Origin of the sequence: Streptomyces sp. NPDC059957, assembly GCF_042730015.1 — a bacterium.
Classification (GTDB): Bacteria; Actinomycetota; Actinomycetes; order Streptomycetales; family Streptomycetaceae; genus Streptomyces.
Genome location: NZ_JBHWMB010000010.1, coordinates 55,740 through 74,007, shown reverse-complemented (window position 1 = coordinate 74,007; position 18,268 = coordinate 55,740). Strand labels below are relative to the sequence as shown.

Annotated in this window: 13 protein-coding genes and 1 pseudogene; 9 read left to right on the top strand and 5 right to left on the bottom strand. The window is 73.2% G+C overall.

Annotated features, from left to right (window positions below; genetic code table 11):
- Positions 1–6: 6 nt before the first annotated feature.
- Together ACFWBW_RS09495 and ACFWBW_RS09490 are read right to left on the bottom strand one after the other, a co-directional pair.
- Positions 7–2,169, bottom strand: coding sequence for a tetratricopeptide repeat protein (locus ACFWBW_RS09495; RefSeq protein ID WP_385369998.1), 2,163 nt, complete (start codon positions 2,167–2,169; stop codon positions 7–9).
- A gap of 92 nt (positions 2,170–2,261) precedes the next feature.
- The gene (locus ACFWBW_RS09490) at positions 2,262–3,305 is read right to left on the bottom strand and encodes a S66 peptidase family protein (RefSeq protein WP_385369996.1); all 1,044 of its coding nucleotides are present in this window, start codon (positions 3,303–3,305) and stop codon (positions 2,262–2,264) included.
- Between the two features lie 252 nt (positions 3,306–3,557).
- On the opposite strand from ACFWBW_RS09490, the gene ACFWBW_RS09485 reads away from it, so the two are divergent.
- From ACFWBW_RS09485 to ACFWBW_RS09470, 4 genes are all read left to right on the top strand, one after another.
- A complete protein-coding gene (locus ACFWBW_RS09485; RefSeq protein ID WP_385369994.1) occupies positions 3,558–4,073 on the top strand; it encodes a helix-turn-helix domain-containing protein in 516 nt (171 codons plus the stop codon).
- Positions 4,066–4,512 carry a DUF4180 domain-containing protein gene (locus tag ACFWBW_RS09480; protein ID WP_385369992.1) on the top strand — a complete coding sequence of 149 codons (447 nt, stop codon included), beginning with the start codon at positions 4,066–4,068 and terminating at the stop codon, positions 4,510–4,512. The genes ACFWBW_RS09485 and ACFWBW_RS09480 overlap by 8 nt, the downstream gene beginning before the upstream one ends.
- A gap of 76 nt (positions 4,513–4,588) precedes the next feature.
- Positions 4,589–6,286, top strand: a complete 1,698-nt coding sequence (locus ACFWBW_RS09475; RefSeq protein WP_385369990.1) for a sigma-70 family RNA polymerase sigma factor — start codon at positions 4,589–4,591, stop codon at positions 6,284–6,286.
- Between the two features lie 156 nt (positions 6,287–6,442).
- A complete protein-coding gene (locus tag ACFWBW_RS09470; RefSeq protein WP_385369988.1) occupies positions 6,443–8,959 on the top strand; it encodes a Helicase associated domain protein in 2,517 nt (838 codons plus the stop codon).
- Between the two features lie 82 nt (positions 8,960–9,041).
- Here the strand turns inward: ACFWBW_RS09470 and ACFWBW_RS09465 are convergent, their stop codons facing one another.
- Positions 9,042–10,433: a glutamate decarboxylase gene (locus ACFWBW_RS09465; RefSeq protein ID WP_385369986.1), complete on the bottom strand. Its 1,392-nt coding sequence runs from the start codon at positions 10,431–10,433 to the stop codon at positions 9,042–9,044.
- A 187-nt stretch (positions 10,434–10,620) separates the two neighbouring features.
- Between ACFWBW_RS09465 and ACFWBW_RS09460 the strand changes: the two are divergent.
- The 3 genes and pseudogenes from ACFWBW_RS09460 to ACFWBW_RS09450 all read left to right on the top strand — a co-directional run.
- Positions 10,621–10,989, top strand: a pseudogene (locus tag ACFWBW_RS09460) (ATP-binding protein); the annotation flags it as partial.
- Positions 10,990–11,179: 190 nt separating this feature from the next.
- On the top strand, positions 11,180–11,587 hold the full coding sequence (locus ACFWBW_RS09455) for a tyrosinase cofactor (protein WP_385369984.1): 408 nt from the start codon (positions 11,180–11,182) through the stop codon (positions 11,585–11,587).
- Positions 11,584–12,447: a tyrosinase family protein gene (locus ACFWBW_RS09450; protein ID WP_266902150.1), complete on the top strand. Its 864-nt coding sequence runs from the start codon at positions 11,584–11,586 to the stop codon at positions 12,445–12,447. Before ACFWBW_RS09455 ends, ACFWBW_RS09450 begins: the two co-directional genes overlap by 4 nt.
- On the opposite strand, the gene ACFWBW_RS09445 is transcribed toward ACFWBW_RS09450, so the two are convergent.
- Positions 12,387–13,109 (bottom strand): response regulator, encoded by a 723-nt coding sequence (locus ACFWBW_RS09445; RefSeq protein WP_385369982.1) that lies wholly within the window; start codon positions 13,107–13,109, stop codon positions 12,387–12,389. The two genes, ACFWBW_RS09450 and ACFWBW_RS09445, sit on opposite strands and share 61 nt — an antisense overlap.
- Positions 13,106–14,746: an ATP-binding protein gene (locus ACFWBW_RS09440; RefSeq protein WP_385369980.1), complete on the bottom strand. Its 1,641-nt coding sequence runs from the start codon at positions 14,744–14,746 to the stop codon at positions 13,106–13,108. Before ACFWBW_RS09440 ends, ACFWBW_RS09445 begins: the two co-directional genes overlap by 4 nt.
- 126 nt (positions 14,747–14,872) lie before the next feature.
- Here ACFWBW_RS09440 and ACFWBW_RS09435 point away from each other — a divergent pair, with 126 nt between their 5' ends.
- Positions 14,873–16,225, top strand: coding sequence for a cation:dicarboxylate symporter family transporter (locus tag ACFWBW_RS09435; protein ID WP_385369978.1), 1,353 nt, complete (start codon positions 14,873–14,875; stop codon positions 16,223–16,225).
- A gap of 228 nt (positions 16,226–16,453) precedes the next feature.
- Positions 16,454–18,259 carry a S8 family serine peptidase gene (locus tag ACFWBW_RS09430; protein WP_385369977.1) on the top strand — a complete coding sequence of 602 codons (1,806 nt, stop codon included), beginning with the start codon at positions 16,454–16,456 and terminating at the stop codon, positions 18,257–18,259.
- Positions 18,260–18,268 lie beyond the last annotated feature (9 nt).

The following is an 18,268-nucleotide window of genomic DNA, read 5'->3' as shown; positions in this document are numbered from 1 at the left end:
ACCCGGTCAGTCGGGGCGGTGCGCGCGCCGTGAGTTCTCGGGCCGGTCGGCGGCAGGATCCCGGCCGGAGGTCCGGGCCAGCAGTTCCCGGGCCGTCCGCAGGTGGCGGTGGCCCGGTTCCAGCACGGACTCGGCCCGCGCCAGGGCGCCGGTCAGCACCGCGGCCGCCTCGGAGGCCCGGCCCCGGGCGAGCAGGGTACGGGCCCATTCCAGGCGGGAGTAGAACACGTGGGGGTGGTCCTCGCCGAGCACCCGGGTCCGGTCGGCGGTGAGTTCCGCCCAGGCCTCGGCCGCCTCGGCGGTGCGCCCGGCGCGGGCCGCCAGCGCGGCCAGGCTTCCCCGGATGGCGAGCGTGTGCGGATCGTCGGGCCCGATCCCGTCGGCGGCTTCGGCTTCGGCCAGCAGTCTCCGGAACTCCGCCTCCGCATGAGCCGGTTCGCACGGGCGGAACCAGATCAGGCTGCGCCGGGTCGCCAGCACCTGCGGATGGCCTGCGCCGTGGACCCGTAAGCGGTCGGTCAGCAGCGCCTCCAACTGGCGGGCCGCCGCGCGGGGATCACCGCCCCCGCCGGTGAAGTAGGCCAGCTGGTGGCGGGCCGCCAGGGTGTCCGGATGATCGGGTCCCAGTACCTCCGCCACGTCCTCGAGCAGCTCCGCGAACTGGGCCGCGGCGGCCAGCTGGTTCCCGGCCTCCCCTACGAAGAAGGCCAGTTGATGCCGGGCCGCCAGGGTGTCGGGGTGCCTGGGCCCGAGCCGGGCGGCGCGCCTACGGGCGATCCCGGCGAGATCGGCGGCGGCCCGGCGCGGTTTCCCGGAGTCCCCGACGGCGATGGCCAGCGGCAGTTCGGCGCCGGGGACCCCGCCGCGGGAGGCGAGGCCCAGGGCTTCGACGGCCCGGGCGAGGCGCCCCTCCTGATGGGCGACGAGCCCCATGTCGTAGGCGTCGGCGGGCTCCACCAGGGGCAGCAGTCCGCGCCACAGGTGGTCGGGCACGGGACCGTTGCCCGGCGCGTTCAACAGGTAGTCGAACGCGGTGAATCCGGCCCCGAAGTTGCCGATGAGCAGCCCGCTCGTGGCGTAGGCGGCGGCGCAGGCCCAGTCCATCGCCTCCGCGAACGGCTCGGGCTGGAGGTCTCCGCCGCCGCGGGCCGCCAGGTAGGGGGCGTGCAGCTCGCGCAGCCAGGCGCGGCTCACCGGGCGGCGCAGTCCTGCCCGGCGGCAGTCCACCGCGGCGGCGACCACGGCGGCGCCGCGCGGATTGGCTCCCGGGGCCCAGGCGTTCTCCCAGGCCGCCAGGAGCTCCGGACCGGCCGCCAGCACCTCGGCCACCCCGAACCGCTCGCCCGCGCGCAGCGCGGCCCCGATCCGCGGATCCCCTTGGTGGGCGGCGGCCCGGCCGCGCTCCGCCCTGGACCAGTGCCGGGGCAGCCTGATGACGGCCGCCTGGTGGAGCAGGTCGCGCTGGGCCCGCCAGGCGTCCCGGTCGGAGCCGGTGAGCCGGCTCTCCTCACGGGCGTCGTAGCGCCGGTACTCCTCGCCCCGCATCGTCGCGATGACCACCGTCGTGCGCAGGGAGGCCAGTTGTGCGGCGCCGAGGCCGCCCGCGCCGAGGTGGTCCTCCAGGTCGTCCAGCCAGAGCACGGCGCGGCGCCGCCGCCCGGCGATCCGTACCGCTTCGGGCAGTGCGGCGCGGGAGAGCGGGCGGACGAAGGCGTGCCGGGGGTAGCGGGTGCGGGCCACCTCGTAGGCGAGCCGGGTCTTGCCCGCCGTGGACTCCCCCACCACGAGGACGAAGCGGCTGCGCTCCAGGGTGGCCCGCAGTCCCGGTTCGGCGTCGCGCCGGATGTACGGGGGCGGGGCCTCGGGGGCCTCGGCCGGGTGGACTCCGGCCAGTTCGGGGCGGTCCACCTGGCGCAGCAGCGGGATCCGGCCCGCCGCCGTACGCAGGAGCTCCCCGGCGGCCCGGGGGTCGGCGCCCTCCCCGGAAGGCCGCATCCGCTCGGCGGCCAGCCCGGACAGCGTGGTGACGGCCGCGCCGATCCCGGCGGCCCAGGGCCCCGAGGTCCACACCGCCGCCAGCGCCACCGCACCTGCTCCGAGCCCTACCGAACCGAGGTATCCGGCCCAGCCCCGTGCCCGGCCGGATCCCCTGAAGAGCAACGTCGACATGCCGCCCCCAACACGTCCCGTGGGAGCCCCATTGTCACCCCGGACCCGGCCGTGGGAACCCCAACGGAGCTACGTGTAAGGGATGTTCACCGTCAGTACGTGACGTGGAGGCGGCGGGCGGGCCCGTCCACCCGGATGCGCCCCCCGACGGGGATCACGATCTGCGGGTCGGTGTGTCCGAGATCCACGTCGAAGACGGCCATGATGTCGGGGGCGTACTCGCCGAGCGCCCGCAGGACGGCCTCGCGCTGCTCGTGGCGGTAGCGCTCCCGCTCCTCGGCGTCGAAGCGCTTCTCGAAGGACCAGCTCTTCGCCCGGCCCATCAGGAGGGCGGGGAACCGCCGCAGCAGTCCGCGTTCGCCCATGTTGCGCAGGATCCAGTAGACCTCCTGGGCCCGCGGCATGTCCTCCGAGGTCTCCAGGAAGAGCACCCTGCCGGCGTACTCCTCCACGGGCCGCACGGCGCGGTCGGCCATCAGGAGCCAGGAGATGATCTCCAGGTTGCCGCCCCAGCCGTTGCCTTCGACCACGCGGTCGGCGTGGTGCCAGGTCCAGCCCTTGGCCGGGTCGAGTTCCGGTTCGGCGTCGAAGGTGCGGGGGTCGTCCCAGGGGCCGTTGACGTCCCCGCTGGCGCCGGCGGCGGTCAGCTCGTACTCGCCGGAGGTGAACAGTGCCGCCCGCAGGGACTCGGCCGTCAGCGGGTGCATGGCGCCGGGCCGTCCGAGCTCGACCATCACCGAGCTCCCGTGATAGGCGACCAGCCCCAGGTTCCCGAGGTGCAGGAGGAGGTTGGTGTTGTCGCTGTAGCCGAAGAACGGCTTGGGGTGGGCGCGCAGGAGATCGGCGTCGAGGTGCGGGAGGAGCGTGATCTGGTCGTCGCCGCCGATGCTGGCGATCACCGCCTTGATCTCGGGATCGGCGAAGGCGGCGTGGAGGTCGGCGGCCCGCTCCTGCGGCGTCGCGCCCATCTTCCGGGTGGTCGGATACTCCACCGGTACCAGCCCGAACTCCTCCCGGAGCCGGCGCAGCCCCAACTCGTAGGGCTGCGGGAAGAGCGCGGGCAGACCGGCCGAAGGGGAGAGCACCGCGACGCGGTCTCCGGGGCGGGGCTTGGCGGGGTAGCGAGGATCCGTCATCCGACGATCCTAGGAGCGGGCCCCGGCCGCGGTCGAAGCGGTTTTCCGGGGCCCCTCGCCGCCTCTCGGCGGATGCGGAGGCATCCCGGGCGCACGGCTGGAGGAGGTAGCCGACGCGGACCACTACCTGCCGATGCGGGCGCCGGGGCGGCTTCTCGCACTCCTTCTCGACTGCTGATCTCGCAGCATCGAACCTTCCCCAACCTTCCCTATCAGAATGAATCCATCCCTCTTGGGGTAGGATCCGGAAGTATGAGTGACGAAGGACGCGAGCTGTACTCGGTCGGCGAGGTCGCCGAGCTGCTCGGGCTGCACGTGCGCACCGTCCGGAACTACGTGCGCGAAGGCCGGCTGAAAGCCGTCCGCATCGGCAAGCAGTACCGGATCAGCCGGGCGGACTTCGAGGCCCTGACCAGCCGTCCCGCCCCGGCCGCCGGGGATCCCTCCACCGCCGGGGAGACACCGCGCCGGCACCTGGAGGTGTCGAGCATCGTGCAGGTCGACGCGATCGGTCCCGACGCGGCGAACCGGCTCGCGAACCTCGTCACGGCGAGCGCGCAGTCCCCGCGGGCCACCCCGGCCGCGCTGCGGGTCCAGACGGTCTACGACAAGGAGCGGGCCCGCATGAAGATCGTGATTCTCGGCGACGCCACCACCACCGCCGATCTGCTGCAGTTGATCGACGGGGTGCTCGGCCCGGGCAACGGCATGGGGAACGAGCTGGACCACGACCCGGGCCACGACGCGGGGGCGGTGCACCGTGGCTGATCTCATCCAGGAGCACCACGGCGTACCGGTCCTGGTCTGCGGCGCCGACGGTCCGCCGGTCGCCACCGAGCAGGACGCGCTCGACCAGCTGATCGGCGGCGCCTTCTACCGGACCGACATCGTCGCCGTCCCGGTCGAGCGCCTTGACGCCGGCTTCTTCGACCTGCGCACCGGGCTCGCCGGGGCGATCATGCAGAAGTTCGTGAACTACCGGGTCCGCCTGGTGGTCGTGGGTGACCTCTCGCACCACCTGGGGGCGAGTTCGGCCCTGCGCGATCTCGTACGGGAATCGAACGAGGGCCGCCACATCTGGTTCCTGCCCGATCTCGACGCCCTGGCCGCCCGGCTCGCCCCGGCCGGGGAAACGGAGTCGGAAGCAGGGCCGAAACCGGGGCCGGGTGCTCCGGATTCCGCATCCGCAAAACCGTTCGGCGGATAAGTGTTATGAAAGTCCCCCTCGACGGTCTCCCAGGTATTGGGCATCATCGAGCGCCGGTACGGACAGGGACTTTTCTATGAGCACATCGCACACGGCAGCGCTGGTCGCCGCGGCCCGCGCGGGCGATCCCCGCGCACAGGACGACCTGGTCAGCGCCTATCTGCCGCTGGTCTACAACATCGTCGGGCGAGCCCTGAACGGGTCCGTCGACGTGGACGACGTCGTCCAGGACACGATGCTGCGGGCGCTCGACGGGCTGGGCGGCCTGCGCGACGACCACAGCTTCCGGTCCTGGCTGGTCGCGATCGCCATGAACCGGGTGCGCGCCCACTGGCAGGCCCGTCGGAGCGCCCCCGGCGAGAGCGGACTGGAAGCGGCCTGGGAGCTCGCCGATCCCGGCGCCGACTTCGCGGACCTGACCGTCGTACGGCTCCAGCTGGAGGGCCAGCGCCGCGAGACGGCCCGTGCCACGCGCTGGCTGGAGCCCGACGACCGGGCACTGCTGTCCCTGTGGTGGCTGGAGTGCGCCGGGGAGCTGACGCGCACCGAGATGGCGCACGCGCTCGAGCTGTCCGCACAGCACACGGCGGTACGGGTCCAGCGGATGAAGGCGCAGCTGGAGGCGGCCCGGGTGGTGGAGCGGGCGCTGGATGCCCAGCCGCCCTGCGAGGACCTGCGGACCGTGGTGGCGAGCTGGGACGGTCTGCCCTCGGCGCTGTGGCGCAAGCGAATAGCCCGGCACGCCCGCGCGTGCCTGCGGTGCGGCGGCCTGTGGAGCGGCCTGCTCCCGGCCGAAGGGCTCCTGGCCGGGCTGGCGCTGGTGCCGGTCTCGGCGGCGCTGCTCGCGGGCGTACGGGCGGCCACGGCCTCCGGCTTCACCTCCGCGGGCCTGGCCGCCACCGCATCGTCGTACGACGCCGGGGACTCCCCCGCCCCGGGCGGCTCCCCCTCTCCGGGCGGCTCCCCCGCCCCGGGCGCCGGCCCCGCCGACAGCGGCGGCGACGTGGCGCAGTTCGCCACGGTGGGCGGCCCCGGGGACGGGCGTGCCTCGCTGCGCAAGCAGCGGCGCACCCGCGGCCGGCGGCGGATGATCGGTGGCGCGGTGCTCGCCGCCTGCGTCGTGGGAGGCGGGCTGACCTACCTCGGCACCCGGCCCGGCACCACCTCCCCCGAGGCGCCCGCGGCCGCGCTCGTGGCCCCGGAGTCGGAGAGCGCACTGCCCCCGGAGCCGGCCTCCCCCACCCCGAGCCCCTCCGTGTCCGCCTCGCCGAGCTCCTCGCCGAGCCCCGGCCCGAGCCCGACGCCGAGCCCGGCTCCGACCCCCACGCCCACCCCGAAGCCGAGCCCGAAGTCCACGCCTCCGAAGAGCCCCGCTCCCGCCCCGCCGGGCGGCAGCACCGCCGCCCAGGTGATAGCCCTGGTCAACTCCGAGCGCGCGAAGGCCGGCTGCGGGCCGCTCAGGGACGACGCGCAGCTGCGTACGGCCGCCCAGGGCCACTCCGACGACATGGCGCGGCGGGACTTCTTCGCGCACACCAACCCGGACGGCGCGGACCCGGGCAAGCGGACCACTGCCGCCGGGTACCGCTGGTCCACCTACGGGGAGAACATCGCGAAGGGGCAGCGGACGGCGGCTTCGGTCATGGATTCCTGGATGAAGAGCCAGGGCCACCGCGAGAACATCCTCAATTGCTCCTTCAAGGACATCGGTGTGGGCATCCACCAGGGCGCCGGCGGCCCCTGGTGGACCCAGAACTTCGGTGCCCGGATGTGACCCTCCCGGCCCGGCCCCCCGAGCCCGGTCCGCCCGTCTCCTCCACGGCGCCCTGCCCGGCCCGCTCCGCCGCACCCATCGGTGCGATCTCCCCCTCATTGATTCAAAATGGGGGCAAGATAGGAGCTGGAAGCAAACCGGCAGATCACGGTGGAGGTGGAACGCATCAGCAGGCAGAAACTCCGTCCGCACCAGCGCGAGGCCGTCGACGCCGCCGTGCGGGCGCTGGAGCTGCCCGCCGGGCGCAGGGTCCCACGGACCGGGCTCCGTACTCAGGTGATCATGGCAACGGGCTCCGGCAAGTCGCTGGTCGCCGTGCACACGGCCGCGGAACTGCGGGCCGGCCGGGTCCTGGTCCTGGTGCCCTCCCTGGACCTCCTCGTACAGACCGCGACGGCCTGGCGGGAGGGCGGCCGGACCGGCCGCTCCTTCGCCGTCTGCTCGCTGCGCGGCGAGGACGCGGGAATGCCCACCACCACCGACCCGGCCGAACTGGCCGACTGGGCGGGCCCACCCGTCGACCGGGTCACGGTGTACGCCACGTACGCCTCACTGGGCCTCGGAACCATCGAGCGCGCGCACCGCGAGGGGCTGCCCGGCTGGGACCTGATCGTGGTCGACGAGGCGCACCGGACCTCGGGGCGGATCGGCAAGCCATGGGCGGTGGTGCACGACAACCTGCGGATCCCCTCGGTCCGCCGGCTCTACATGACGGCCACGCCCCGGGTCTGGCAGTCCGCCGAGGAATCCGAGCCTGCCGAGGGCACCGGGGGCACCGGCCGGCCGCCGGAAGGCGGGCGCGGCCGGGGCGACCTGGTGGCCTCCATGGAGGACGATCCGGACGGGCCGTTCGGCGCGCGCTGCCACACCCTCACCCTCTCGGAGGCCGTCGACCGGGGCATCTGCGCGCCCTACCGGGTGGTCTGCGTGGACGTCAGCGATCCGGAGTTCCAGGCGGCCGTGCTCCTCGGGCCGGACGGACGCTCCGACGCCGTGCGCGGGGTGCGGCTCGCCGCGCTCCAGACGGCGCTGGTGACGGCCGCCGTGCGGCAGGGGTTCCGGCGCACCCTCGTCTTCCACCACCTGACCAAGGAGGCCGAGGCCTTCGCGGCCGGGCTGCCCGCGGTGGCCGCCCGGCTGCGCGCCACGAGCTGGGCCCCCCGGCCGGTGTACCCCCGTACGGTCTGGGCGGACTGGCTGTGCGGACAGCACACGGCCGCGCACCGGCGGCGGGTGCTGGGCGCCTTCGCGGACGAACGGGTCGCGGACAAGGCCTTCCTGGGCAGCGTCCGCGTACTGGGCGAGGGCGTGGACACCAAGGAGTGCGACTCGGTCTTCTGGGCCGACGTACGGGGTTCCATGCCCGACCTGGTGCAGGCCGTCGGCCGGGCGCTGCGCATCCGGCCCGGGGAGGGCAAGGTCGCCTCCCTCGTGGTGCCGGTGCTGCTGGGGCCGGGCGAGTCCCCCGAGACGATGCTGACCTCGCGGGCGTACGGGGACCTCGCGCGGCTGCTGGAGGCGCTACGGGCCCACGACACCCGGCTCGTCGAGTCCCTGGCGCAGCCCCAGGCCCCGAGCCGGCCCGGGGCACCGGGCGCGGGCGGCGCGGAGTCCGTGGGCGGCTCCGGGCTGCGCGGCGGGGCGGAGGCCCTGCTGAGCTTCTCCACGCCCCGAGACCCGGCGCTGCTGGCCGCCTTCGTCCGGCTGCGCGTCCTGCACCCGGAGCACGAGCACTGGCGGCGCGGGGTGGAGGCCGCCCGGATCTACGCCGGGATCGCCGGGGACCTCAAGGTGCCGTTCGCGTTCAAGGTGCCCTCGGCCGGTGGAGCCCAAGAGGCGGGCGCGGCGGCCGGTGAGGCCCTCGGCGGCGAGGCCCCGTGGCCGCCGGGGCTGGCCCGGTTCCCGCTCGGCCAGTGGATCGCCGATGCCCGGCGCACGTACCGCCGCGGGGCGCTCGGCCGACGGCGGGTGGACCAGCTCGACGAACTGGGCATGGTGTGGAGCCACTTCGACGTGGCCTTCGAGGAGGGGCTCGCGGCGGCGAGCGGCTGGGCGGCCGAGCACGGTCACCTGCTGCCTCCGGTGGACGCCACCTGGCGCGGCGCCCCGGTCGGGGTCTGGGTCAAGAACCAGCGGGCGGCGGCCCGCCGGGAGGGCCCCGGAGCCCTGTCCGAGGAGCGCCGGGAGGCCCTGGAGGCCATCGACGCGTCCTGGTGTCCGGCCTGGGACATTTCCTGGCAGCGGTGCTTCCACCTGACCCGGGTCCACCTGGACGCGGGCGGCCGGCTCCCGGCGCGCCCCGGGGAGGCCGTCGTCCAGGGCGAGGACCTCGGCGTGTGGCTGCGCGGCCAGCGCACCTCCTGGGAGCGTCTCGCCTGGGCCCAGCGCTGGCTGCTGGAGCACACCCTCGGGGTGACCCCGGCCGAGGCCCCGGACCGGCCGAGGCCCCGGGTCGCCCATGCGGACGCGTGGGCGGCGCACTTGGAGGCGGCCCGGCGCTTCCACGACCGCGAGCGGCACCTGCGGGTGCCCCGTACGCACGTGGAGCGGGTCGGCGACCGGGACCTGCGGCTCGGCTCCTGGGTCGCCAACCAGCGCTCCCGCGCCGCGTCCCTCACCCCGGAGCGGACGGCCGCGCTGACGGAGCTGGGAATGCGCTGGCCGGCGTCCTGAGGGCCGGGCCCTTCCCGGTGGGTGCCAGGGGGCCGGGCCCTTCCCGGTGGTCCTCAGAGGGCCGGGCCCTTCCCGGCGGGTGTCAGTGGTGGAAGCCCGACCGGGGCGGGGCCGCGGGCACGGGCTGCGGGTGCGCGACGAGGTGTTCCACGGCGAGGCGCAGGTCGGAGACGAGCAGCGCGATCTGGTCCCGGGTCACCCCGTGCCGGATCAGGACCCGTTGGATGACCGTGTCGTCGCGTTCGGCGGGCAGCGGGTACGAGGGCACCTGCCAGCCCCGCATCCGGAGCCGGTCGGAGAGGTCGTAGAGGGTGAATCCCGCACCCTCCGGGTCGGTGAGCCGGTAGGAGACGGCGGGCAGTGCGCCCTGGCCGTCGTAGAGGAGGGTGAAGGGGCCGATGGTCTCGATCTCGCGGGCGAGGTACTGGGCGGTGTCGGCGCAGGCCTGCTGGACCCGGCGGTATCCGCCCCGGCCCAGGCGCAGGAACAGGTAGTACTGGGCGATGATCTCGCCGCCCGGCCGGGAGAAGTTGAGGGCGAAGGTGGGCATGTCCCCGCCGAGGTAGTCCACGGAGAAGACGAGGTCGGCCGGGAGCAGTTCGGCGGTGCGCCAGACGATCCAGCCGACGCCCAGCGGGGCGAGGCCGTACTTGTGCCCGGAGGTGTTGACGGAGGCCACGCGCGGCAGCCGGAAGTCCCAGACCACGTCGGGGTGGAGGAAGGGGGCCACGAAGCCGCCGCTGGCGGCGTCCACGTGGATCGGCACGTCCCAGCCGTGCTCGGCCTGGATCCGGTCGAGTTCGGCGGCGATCTCGGCGACGGGCTCGTAGACGCAGGTGTAGGTGACGCCGAGGATGGCGACGACGCCGATGGTGTTCTCGTCCACGTGCGCGGCGAGCTGCCCGGGGCGCAGGCCGGTGGCTCCGGGCTCCAGGGGAACCTGGCGGAGCTCGACGTCGAAGTACCGGGCGAACTTCTCCCAGCAGACCTGGACGGGCCCGCACACCAGGTTCGGCCTGTCGGTGGGCAGTCCGGCGGCGCGGCGGCGCTCGCGCCAGCGCCACTTGAGGGCGAGGCCGCCGAGCATGGCGGCCTCGCTGGAGCCGGTGGTGGAGCAGCCGGTGCCGGTGGAGCCGGCGGGGGCGTTCCACAGGTCGGCCAGGATGTTGACGCAGCGGGCCTCGATCTCGGCCGTCTGCGGGTACTCGTCCTTGTCGATCATGTTCTTGTCGAGGCACTCGTTCATCAGCCGGTGGACCCCGTCGTCCGACCAGGTGGTGCAGAAGGTGGCCAGGTTCTGGGCGGCGTTGCCGTCGAGGAGCAGCTCGTTGTGGAGGAGCTCGTAGACCACCTCGGAGGGCGAGTGGTCCTCGGGCATCCGGTACTTGGGGAGGATCTCGCCGCTGAGCGTGGACGCGAACACGTCCGTCTCGGCGTCGCGGGCACGCAGGTCCTTCGTCTCATGGAGAGCCATATCGGGACTATAACGGGATAGAAGTGGATAGATCGTCCTGAAGTCGACTTCAGGACGCTTCAGGGAGGGTTCAGGAGGGGCCCCGAGAGTGGAGTCATCACCAGCCGGTGACACAGGCCGTGACACAGGCCGTGACACAGGCAGCGAGACAGCCGCTCGGGAGGGCCCCATGAACGTCCGCACGACCATGGACAACGCCCAGCAGCACGCCCGCGAGGCCGTCACGGTGACCGTCACCGCCGGGTCCGACGGGTGGTCCGACGGGTGGTCCGGCGGGCGCGGCGGGTCGTCCGACGGGTCCGGCAATTCCGGCGGACCCGCCGAGGTCCTCCTCGAGGTCCGCGACGACGGCGCCGGGGTCCCGGAGGCCGACCGGGAGCGGATCTTCACCCGCTTCACCCGGCTCGACACCTCGCGCAGCCGGGACGCGGGTGGGACCGGGCTCGGGCTGGCCATCGCGCGGGACATCGCCTCGGCGCACGGCGGCACGCTGAGCGCCGGACCGGGCCCCGGGGGGCGGTTCCAACTGCGGCTTCCGGCCGACTCTGCGGTGTGATCCCTCCCATACCCACCCCGCATCACCACAAGATCTCCACTCAGTTAAGCTTTTTCACACAGATCTTCCCGTCCGGGCCGCTGGAGCCAGTCCGGACGGGAAGATCATCCAACTGGTTCGATCGGCAACTTATCCGCGCATGTCCGGATAGCGGTCCCGTGTTCTCCGCGCCCTGATACCTCTTCGGGTCATGAACAAGATCACCCGCCGACAGGCCTTAGGCACCACTGCCGGCGCACTCACCGCCATCGGCCTCGCCGGCGCCACCGCGCACGCGGCCGTCACCCGATCCCGTCCCGCCGCACCCGCCACCCCCGCGGGCACCGTCGACGAGGTCTACCAGGGCCGCCGCATACGGATACTTCCCGCCTCGGGCGGCGGAGACGACCACGGCGGCCACCACGGCGGCCACCAGTCCCCCGGCCAGCCCACCGTCCTCATAGACGGCCGCGAACTGCACGTGATGCGCAACGCCGACGGCAGCTGGATCAGCGTCGTCAACCACTACGAGACCTTCTCCGGCCCGCTTCCGCTGGCCCGCGCCGCCGTGCGCGAACTCCAGGGCGCCTCCCTCGTCCCGATGGGCGGCATGCGATGACCATCCGCAAGAACCAGGCCTCGCTCACCCCCGAGGAGAAGCGGGCGTTCGTCGCGGCGCTCCTCGAACTGAAGCGGACCGGCCGCTACGACCGCTTCGTCACCACGCACAACGGCTTCATCATGGGCGACACCGACTCGGGCGACCGGGTGGGCCACCGCTCCCCGTCCTTCCTGCCCTGGCACCGCCGGTTTCTGCTGGAGTTCGAGGCGGCGCTGCAGGCCGTCGATCCGGCGGTGGCCCTTCCGTACTGGGACTGGACGGCCGACCGGACCGCCCGTTCCTCCCTCTGGGCAGCCGACTTCCTCGGCGGCACCGGACGGGCGCGCGACGGGCAGGTCCTCGACGGACCCTTCGCGTACGCGACGGGCAAGTGGGAGATAGCCGTACGGGTGGACGGCCGCTCCTACCTGCGGCGCGCGCTCGGCACCGGCGTGGCCCAGCTGCCCACCAGGGCCGAGGTGGACTCCGTCCTCGCGATGCCGGTCTACGACGCGGCTCCCTGGAACAGCTCCTCCGGCGGTTTCCGCAACCACCTGGAGGGCTGGCGCGGGGCCAACCTGCACAACCGGGTGCACGTCTGGGTGGGTGGCCAGATGGCCACCGGGGTCTCCCCCAACGACCCGGTGTTCTGGATGCACCACGCCTTCATCGACAAGCTGTGGGCCGACTGGCAGGCGCTGCACCCGCAGTCGCCGTACCTGCCCGCCGCCGGGACCCCGAACGTCGTGGACCTGAACGACACCATGCGGCCGTGGAACGACGTGACCCCGGCCGACATGCTGGACCACCGGAAGTTCTACACCTTCGACACCGAGCCGGTGCCCGCCCCTGCCGGGGCCGCCGCCAGCCAGCGGTAGTGCAGTTCGGGGCGGCCGACCTGGCCGTACCGGGGGGTGCGGTCCGCGCGGCCGGTGTCCACCAGGTGCTCCAGGTACCGGCGGGCGGTGATCCGGGAGATCCCGGCCGCCTCGGCCGTCCCGCCCGCGGTCAGCCCCTCGGGGGCCGCTCGCAGCAGCGCGGCGACCCGGTCCAGGGTCGGGCCGCCGATCCCCTTGGGGAGTTCGGCCGGCCGGGGTGAGCGCAGGGCCGCCATCGCGCGGTCCACATCGTCCTGGCCGGCCGCCTCTCCCGCCGCCGTGTCGCGGAACTCCGCGTAGCGCAGGAGCCGTTCGCGCAGGGTGGGGAAGGCGAAGGGCTTCAGTACGTACTGAACCACCCCGAGCGAGACGCTCTCGCGGACGACGCCCAGGTCCCGCGCCGAGGTCACCACGATCACGTCGGCGGGGTGGCCCGCGGCACGCAGGCCGCGCGCGAAGCGCAGCCCGTGGCCGTCGGGCAGGGTCAGATCGAGCAGCAGCAGGTCGATCCGGGTCCGTTCCAGGACGCGGGTGGCCTCGGCGAGCGAGTGGACCGCCGCGACGGCGGTGAAGCCGGGCACCCGCCCGACGTACAGCGCGTGCGCGTCGGCGGCCACCGGGTCGTCCTCGACGACGAGGACCCGCACCTCGGGTGTGCTCATGCGTCCGCCTCCCTGCGTGCCGGCAGTCGTACGGTGAACCGCGCGCCACCGTCCGGCAGTTGGTCCGCCTCCGCGCTGCCGCCGTGCCGGTGCGCCACCTGCCGCACCAGTGCGAGGCCCAGCCCCCGCCCCTCACCCTTGCCCGACCAGCCGCGCCGGAACACGTCCGCTCCCTCGGGAAGTCCGGGGCCGTTGTCGGCGACGCTGAGCAGCAGGCCCTGCCCCTGGGGGCCGGCCGGGCCGTCAGGGCGGACGGTGACGCAGATCCGGCCACCGGGTACGCCGGTGAGGGCGTCGACGGCGTTGTCGACGAGGTTCCCGAGGACGGTGACGAGGTCCCGGGCGGGCGGGCTGCCGGGCCCGGATCCGATGGCTTCGCTGTCCGGGGTGACGACCAGCTCGACGCCCCGTTCGTGGGCCTGAGCGGTCTTGCCGAGCAGCAGGGCGACGAGCACGGGCTCGCCGACGGCGGCGATCACCTCGTCGGTCAGGGCCTGGGCGAGGGACAGTTCAGCGGTGGCGAAGTCCACCGCCTCCGGGCTGCGGCCGAGTTCGATGAGCGAGACCACGGTGTGCAGCCGGTTGGCCGCCTCGTGGGCCTGCGCCCGCAGTGCCCGGGTGAATCCGCGCTCCTGGTCCAGTTCCCCGGTCAGCGAGAGCAGTTCGGTGTGGTCGCGCAGGGTGATCACGGTGCCCCGGCGGCCGCCGCCTGCGACGCTTGCGCTGTTGAGCACGAGCACCCGGTCCGCGGTCAGGTGGACCTCGTCCACCCGGGGCCGGTCGTCGAGCAGTGCCCCGGTGAGCGGGGCGGGCAGTCCGAGGTCGGCGACCGCGGTCCCCTTGATCTTCCCGCGCAGGCCGAGGAGTTCGCGGCCCGCGTCGTTGACGAGGGTGATCCGGCGCCGGCCGTCGAGCATCAGCAGGCCTTCGCGGACCCCGTGCAGGGCCGCCTGGTGGTAGTCGTACATCCGGCTCAGCTCGGCCGCGTTCATCCCGTGGGTGTGGCGGCGCAGCCGGGCGTTGATGACGTAGGTGCCCGCCCCGCCGAGGGCGAGGGCCCCGCCGGCCACCCAGGCGACGGCGGAGAGCCGCTCGGCGAGGCGGGCGCTGACCGCGCGGACGGTGATGCCGGCGGAGACCATGCCGATGACCCGGCCGTCGCCGGTGATCGGGGTGACCACGCGGATGGAGGGGCCGAGGGTGCCGGTGTAGGTCTCGCTGAAGGTCTCGCCCCGCAGCGCGGGGGCGGTGTTGCCGAGGAAGGGTTCGCCGATGCGCATCGGGTCGGGGTGGGTCCAGCGCTGCCCGTCCGGAGCCATGATCGTCACGAAGTCCACGCCCGCCTCGGCCCGGACCCGCTCCGCGTAGGGCTGCAGGGCCGCGGTGGGTCCGCCGGGGTCACCGGCCCCGCGCCCGCCGTCCCGCAGGGCCTGCTGCGCCGCGTCCCGCACCGACGGGGAGGCGGCGACCGCGCGGGCCACCGCCCCGGTCTGGCGCCGGGCGGCCTCCTCCGCCTGGTCCCGGGCGGCCGCGTACGCGAAGACGGTGCAGCCGGCGACGACCAGGGCGACCAGCACCACCTGCATGGCGAAGAGCTGACCTGCGAGGCTGCGCGGCGGCCGGGGGAAGCGGAACATGGCGATCAGTGTGCACCGGGGCGTGAACTCTATGAACGCAAGGGTGACCGGTGTCACAGCGGCGGGCCATGGTCGCTCCGGACGCCTTCGCCATCAGGGAGGCGAAGGGCACTACCAGGAGGCATCGTGGCCGCCAGGCGCGACAAGACGCATTATCTGTACATCGCGGTGATCGGCGCGGTGCTGCTCGGCATCGCCGTCGGGTTCGCCGCCCCCGGCACCGCCGTGGAGCTCAAGCCGCTGGGCACCGGCTTCGTCAACCTCATCAAGATGATGATCTCGCCGGTCATCTTCTGCACGATCGTGCTGGGCATCGGCTCGGTGCGCAAGGCCGCCAAGGTCGGCGCGGTGGGCGGGCTGGCACTCGGTTACTTCATGGTGATGTCCACGGTGGCGCTGGCCATCGGGCTGCTCGTGGGCAACCTGCTGGAGCCGGGCAGCGGGCTGCACCTGACCGAGGCGGCCCGGAGCGCGGGCGAGGCGCAGGCCAAGGCGGGCGGCGCCGAGAGCACGCCCGAGTTCCTGCTGGGGATCATCCCGACCACGCTGGTGTCGGCCTTCACCGGGGGCGAGGTGCTGCAGACGCTGCTGGTGGCGCTGCTCTGCGGGTTCGCGCTCCAGGCCATGGGCGCGGCGGGCGAACCGGTGCTGCGCGGGATCGGTTACGTGCAGAAGCTGGTCTTCCGGGTGCTCGCGATGATCATGTGGGTGGCGCCGGTGGGTGCGTTCGGCGCGATCGCGGCGGTGGTCGGGGCGACCGGAATGGACGCGCTGAAGTCCCTCGCGGTCATCATGATCGGCTTCTACACCACCTGCCTGCTCTTCGTCTTCGTGGTCCTGGGCACGCTGCTGCGGCTGTGTACGGGGATCAGCGTCTTCGCCCTGCTGCGTTACCTGGGCCGGGAGTTCCTGCTGATCCTGTCCACCTCCTCCTCGGAGTCGGCGCTGCCCCGGCTGATCGCGAAGATGGAACACGTGGGCGTCTCGCGGCCGGTGGTCGGCATCACGGTCCCGACGGGCTACTCCTTCAACCTGGACGGGACCGCGATCTATCTGACGATGTCCTCGCTCTTCGTCGCGGAGGCGATGGGCACGCCCCTGGCGCTGGGCGAGCAGGTCTCCCTGCTGTTGTTCATGATCATCGCCTCGAAGGGTGCGGCCGGGGTGACGGGCGCGGGTCTGGCCACGCTGGCCGGAGGTCTCCAGTCGCACCGGCCGGAACTCGTCGACGGCGTCGGCCTGATCGTGGGCATCGACCGGTTCATGAGCGAGGCGAGGGCGCTGACGAACTTCGCGGGCAACGCGATCGCCACCGTACTGATCGGCACCTGGACGAAGGAGTTCGACCGGGCCCGGGCGACCGAAGTCCTCGCGGGACGACTGCCGTTCGACGAGAGCACGCTCACCGACGACGGGCACGGACAGGAAGCGGCCGTACCTGCGCAGCCGGGCGGTACCAAGGACGGCGTACCCGTCTGACGGGGGCGCCCCGCGAACCGGCCGGGCAGGGCTCGCCCCCACGGTGCCCAGCCCGGTCGGCCCCAACACCTCGGGCGATAGTCGTTTTCCAGCCAAGATCAGATGAACCGTCTAGCTGCAAAAGGTACTTCCATATCGGGGCACGCTTCTGACATCTTGCGTCCACCACTCGTTTCGTACGGACCGGTAGGTGCCACCCGCACCGCAGGACCGTCTTCGGAGGACGCATTGATACCCCACATATCCAGCCGACCTCGACGCACCCTCGTACTGGCGGCCGCCCTGGGCGCCCTGGCCCTCGGAGCACCGACCGCGCTCGCCGGCACGGCGCCCGTGTCCCCGGCCGGCATTCCCGAAGCCTCCGCTCCCGCCAAGGCCCAGGCCCCGGCGCCGACTTCCCAGAGTGCGACCTGGGCTGCCGGCACCCGCGCCTACGTGGTGATCACCGCCGCCGGTGACAGCTCCGCGGTCCGTTCCGCCGTCACGGCGAACGGCGGCACGGTCTTCTCGTACTACGACCAGATCGGCGTGATCGTCGCCCACTCGACCTCCTCGACCTTCGCCGCCACCATGCGCGGGGTCAGCGGGGTCCAGAAGGTCGGCGCGACGCGCACCTCGGACGTACCGGCCGACGCCTACAACCCGGCGCTGCCCGCGAACCCGTCCCAGTCGACGACCCCCACGGGTGAGCCCGTGCGCGCCGACATGAGCCAGATCAAGGCCGACCAGGCCTGGGCCGTGAACACCGGCTCGGCCTCCGTCAAGGTCGGCATCCTGGACACCGGCGTCGACGACCAGCACCAGGACCTGGCGCCGAACTTCAACGCCGCCGACTCCGCGTCCTGCGCCTACGGCAAGCCGGACACCAGGGCCGGCGCCTGGCGCGACGTGGGCACCCACGGCACGCACGTCGCGGGCTCCGTCGCCGCCGCCAAGAACGGCAAGGGCGTCGTCGGCGTGGCCCCGGGCGTGAAGATCTCCTCGGTCCGCGTGGCCGAGCCGGGCACCTCGCTGTTCTTCGCGGAGAACACCATCTGCGCCTTCGTGTGGTCCGGCGACCACGGGTTCAAGGTCACCAACAACAGCTATTACACGGACCCGTGGCAGTTCAACTGCCCGGACAACGTCGACCAGGCCGCGATCATCGAGGGCGTCAAGCGCGCCCAGGAGTACGCGGAGAGCAAGGGCTCGCTCCAGGTCGCCGCGGCGGGCAACGAGAACTACGACCTCGCCAACAAGACCACGGACTCGGCGAGCCCCAACGACTCGACGCCGACCAACCGGACCATCACCAACGCCTGCCTCGACATCCCGACCGAGCTCCCGGGCGTGGTCACGGTCGCGGCCAACGGCACCGGAACCACCAAGGCCTCGTTCTCCAACTTCGGCCAGGGCGTCATCGACGTCGCGGCGCCGGGCAGCAGCGTCTACTCCACCGTTCCGGGCGGCGGTTACAGCTCCATGAGCGGTACGTCCATGGCGTCCCCGCACGTCGCGGGCGTCGCGGCGCTCATCGCCAGCGCCAACCCGACCTTCACCCCGGCGCAGATCCGCACCGCGCTGGCCACCCAGGCCAACGACACCGCCTGCCCGTCGGACAGCCGCTGCAAGGGGACCACGGCCAACAACGGGTTCTTCGGCGAGGGCCAGGTCGACGCGCTGAAGGCGGTCGGCGGCTCGACCCCGCCCCCCGGCAAGTACTTCGAGAACCTCACCGACGTCACGATCACCGACAACGCGACCGTGAACAGCGCCATCACCGTCAGCGGGGTGACCGGCAACGCGCCGACCACCCTCAAGGTGGGCGTGGACATCAAGCACACCTACATCGGTGACCTCAAGGTCGACCTCGTCGCCCCGGACGGCTCGGTCTACGTCCTGAGCAACCGGACCGGCGGCAGCACGGACAACATCATCCAGACCTTCACCGTCAACGCCTCCACCGAGGTGGCCAACGGTGTCTGGACGCTGCGCGTGAACGACAACGCCAGCCAGGACACGGGCAAGATCGACGCCTGGAACCTGACCTTCTGATCCCCGGGC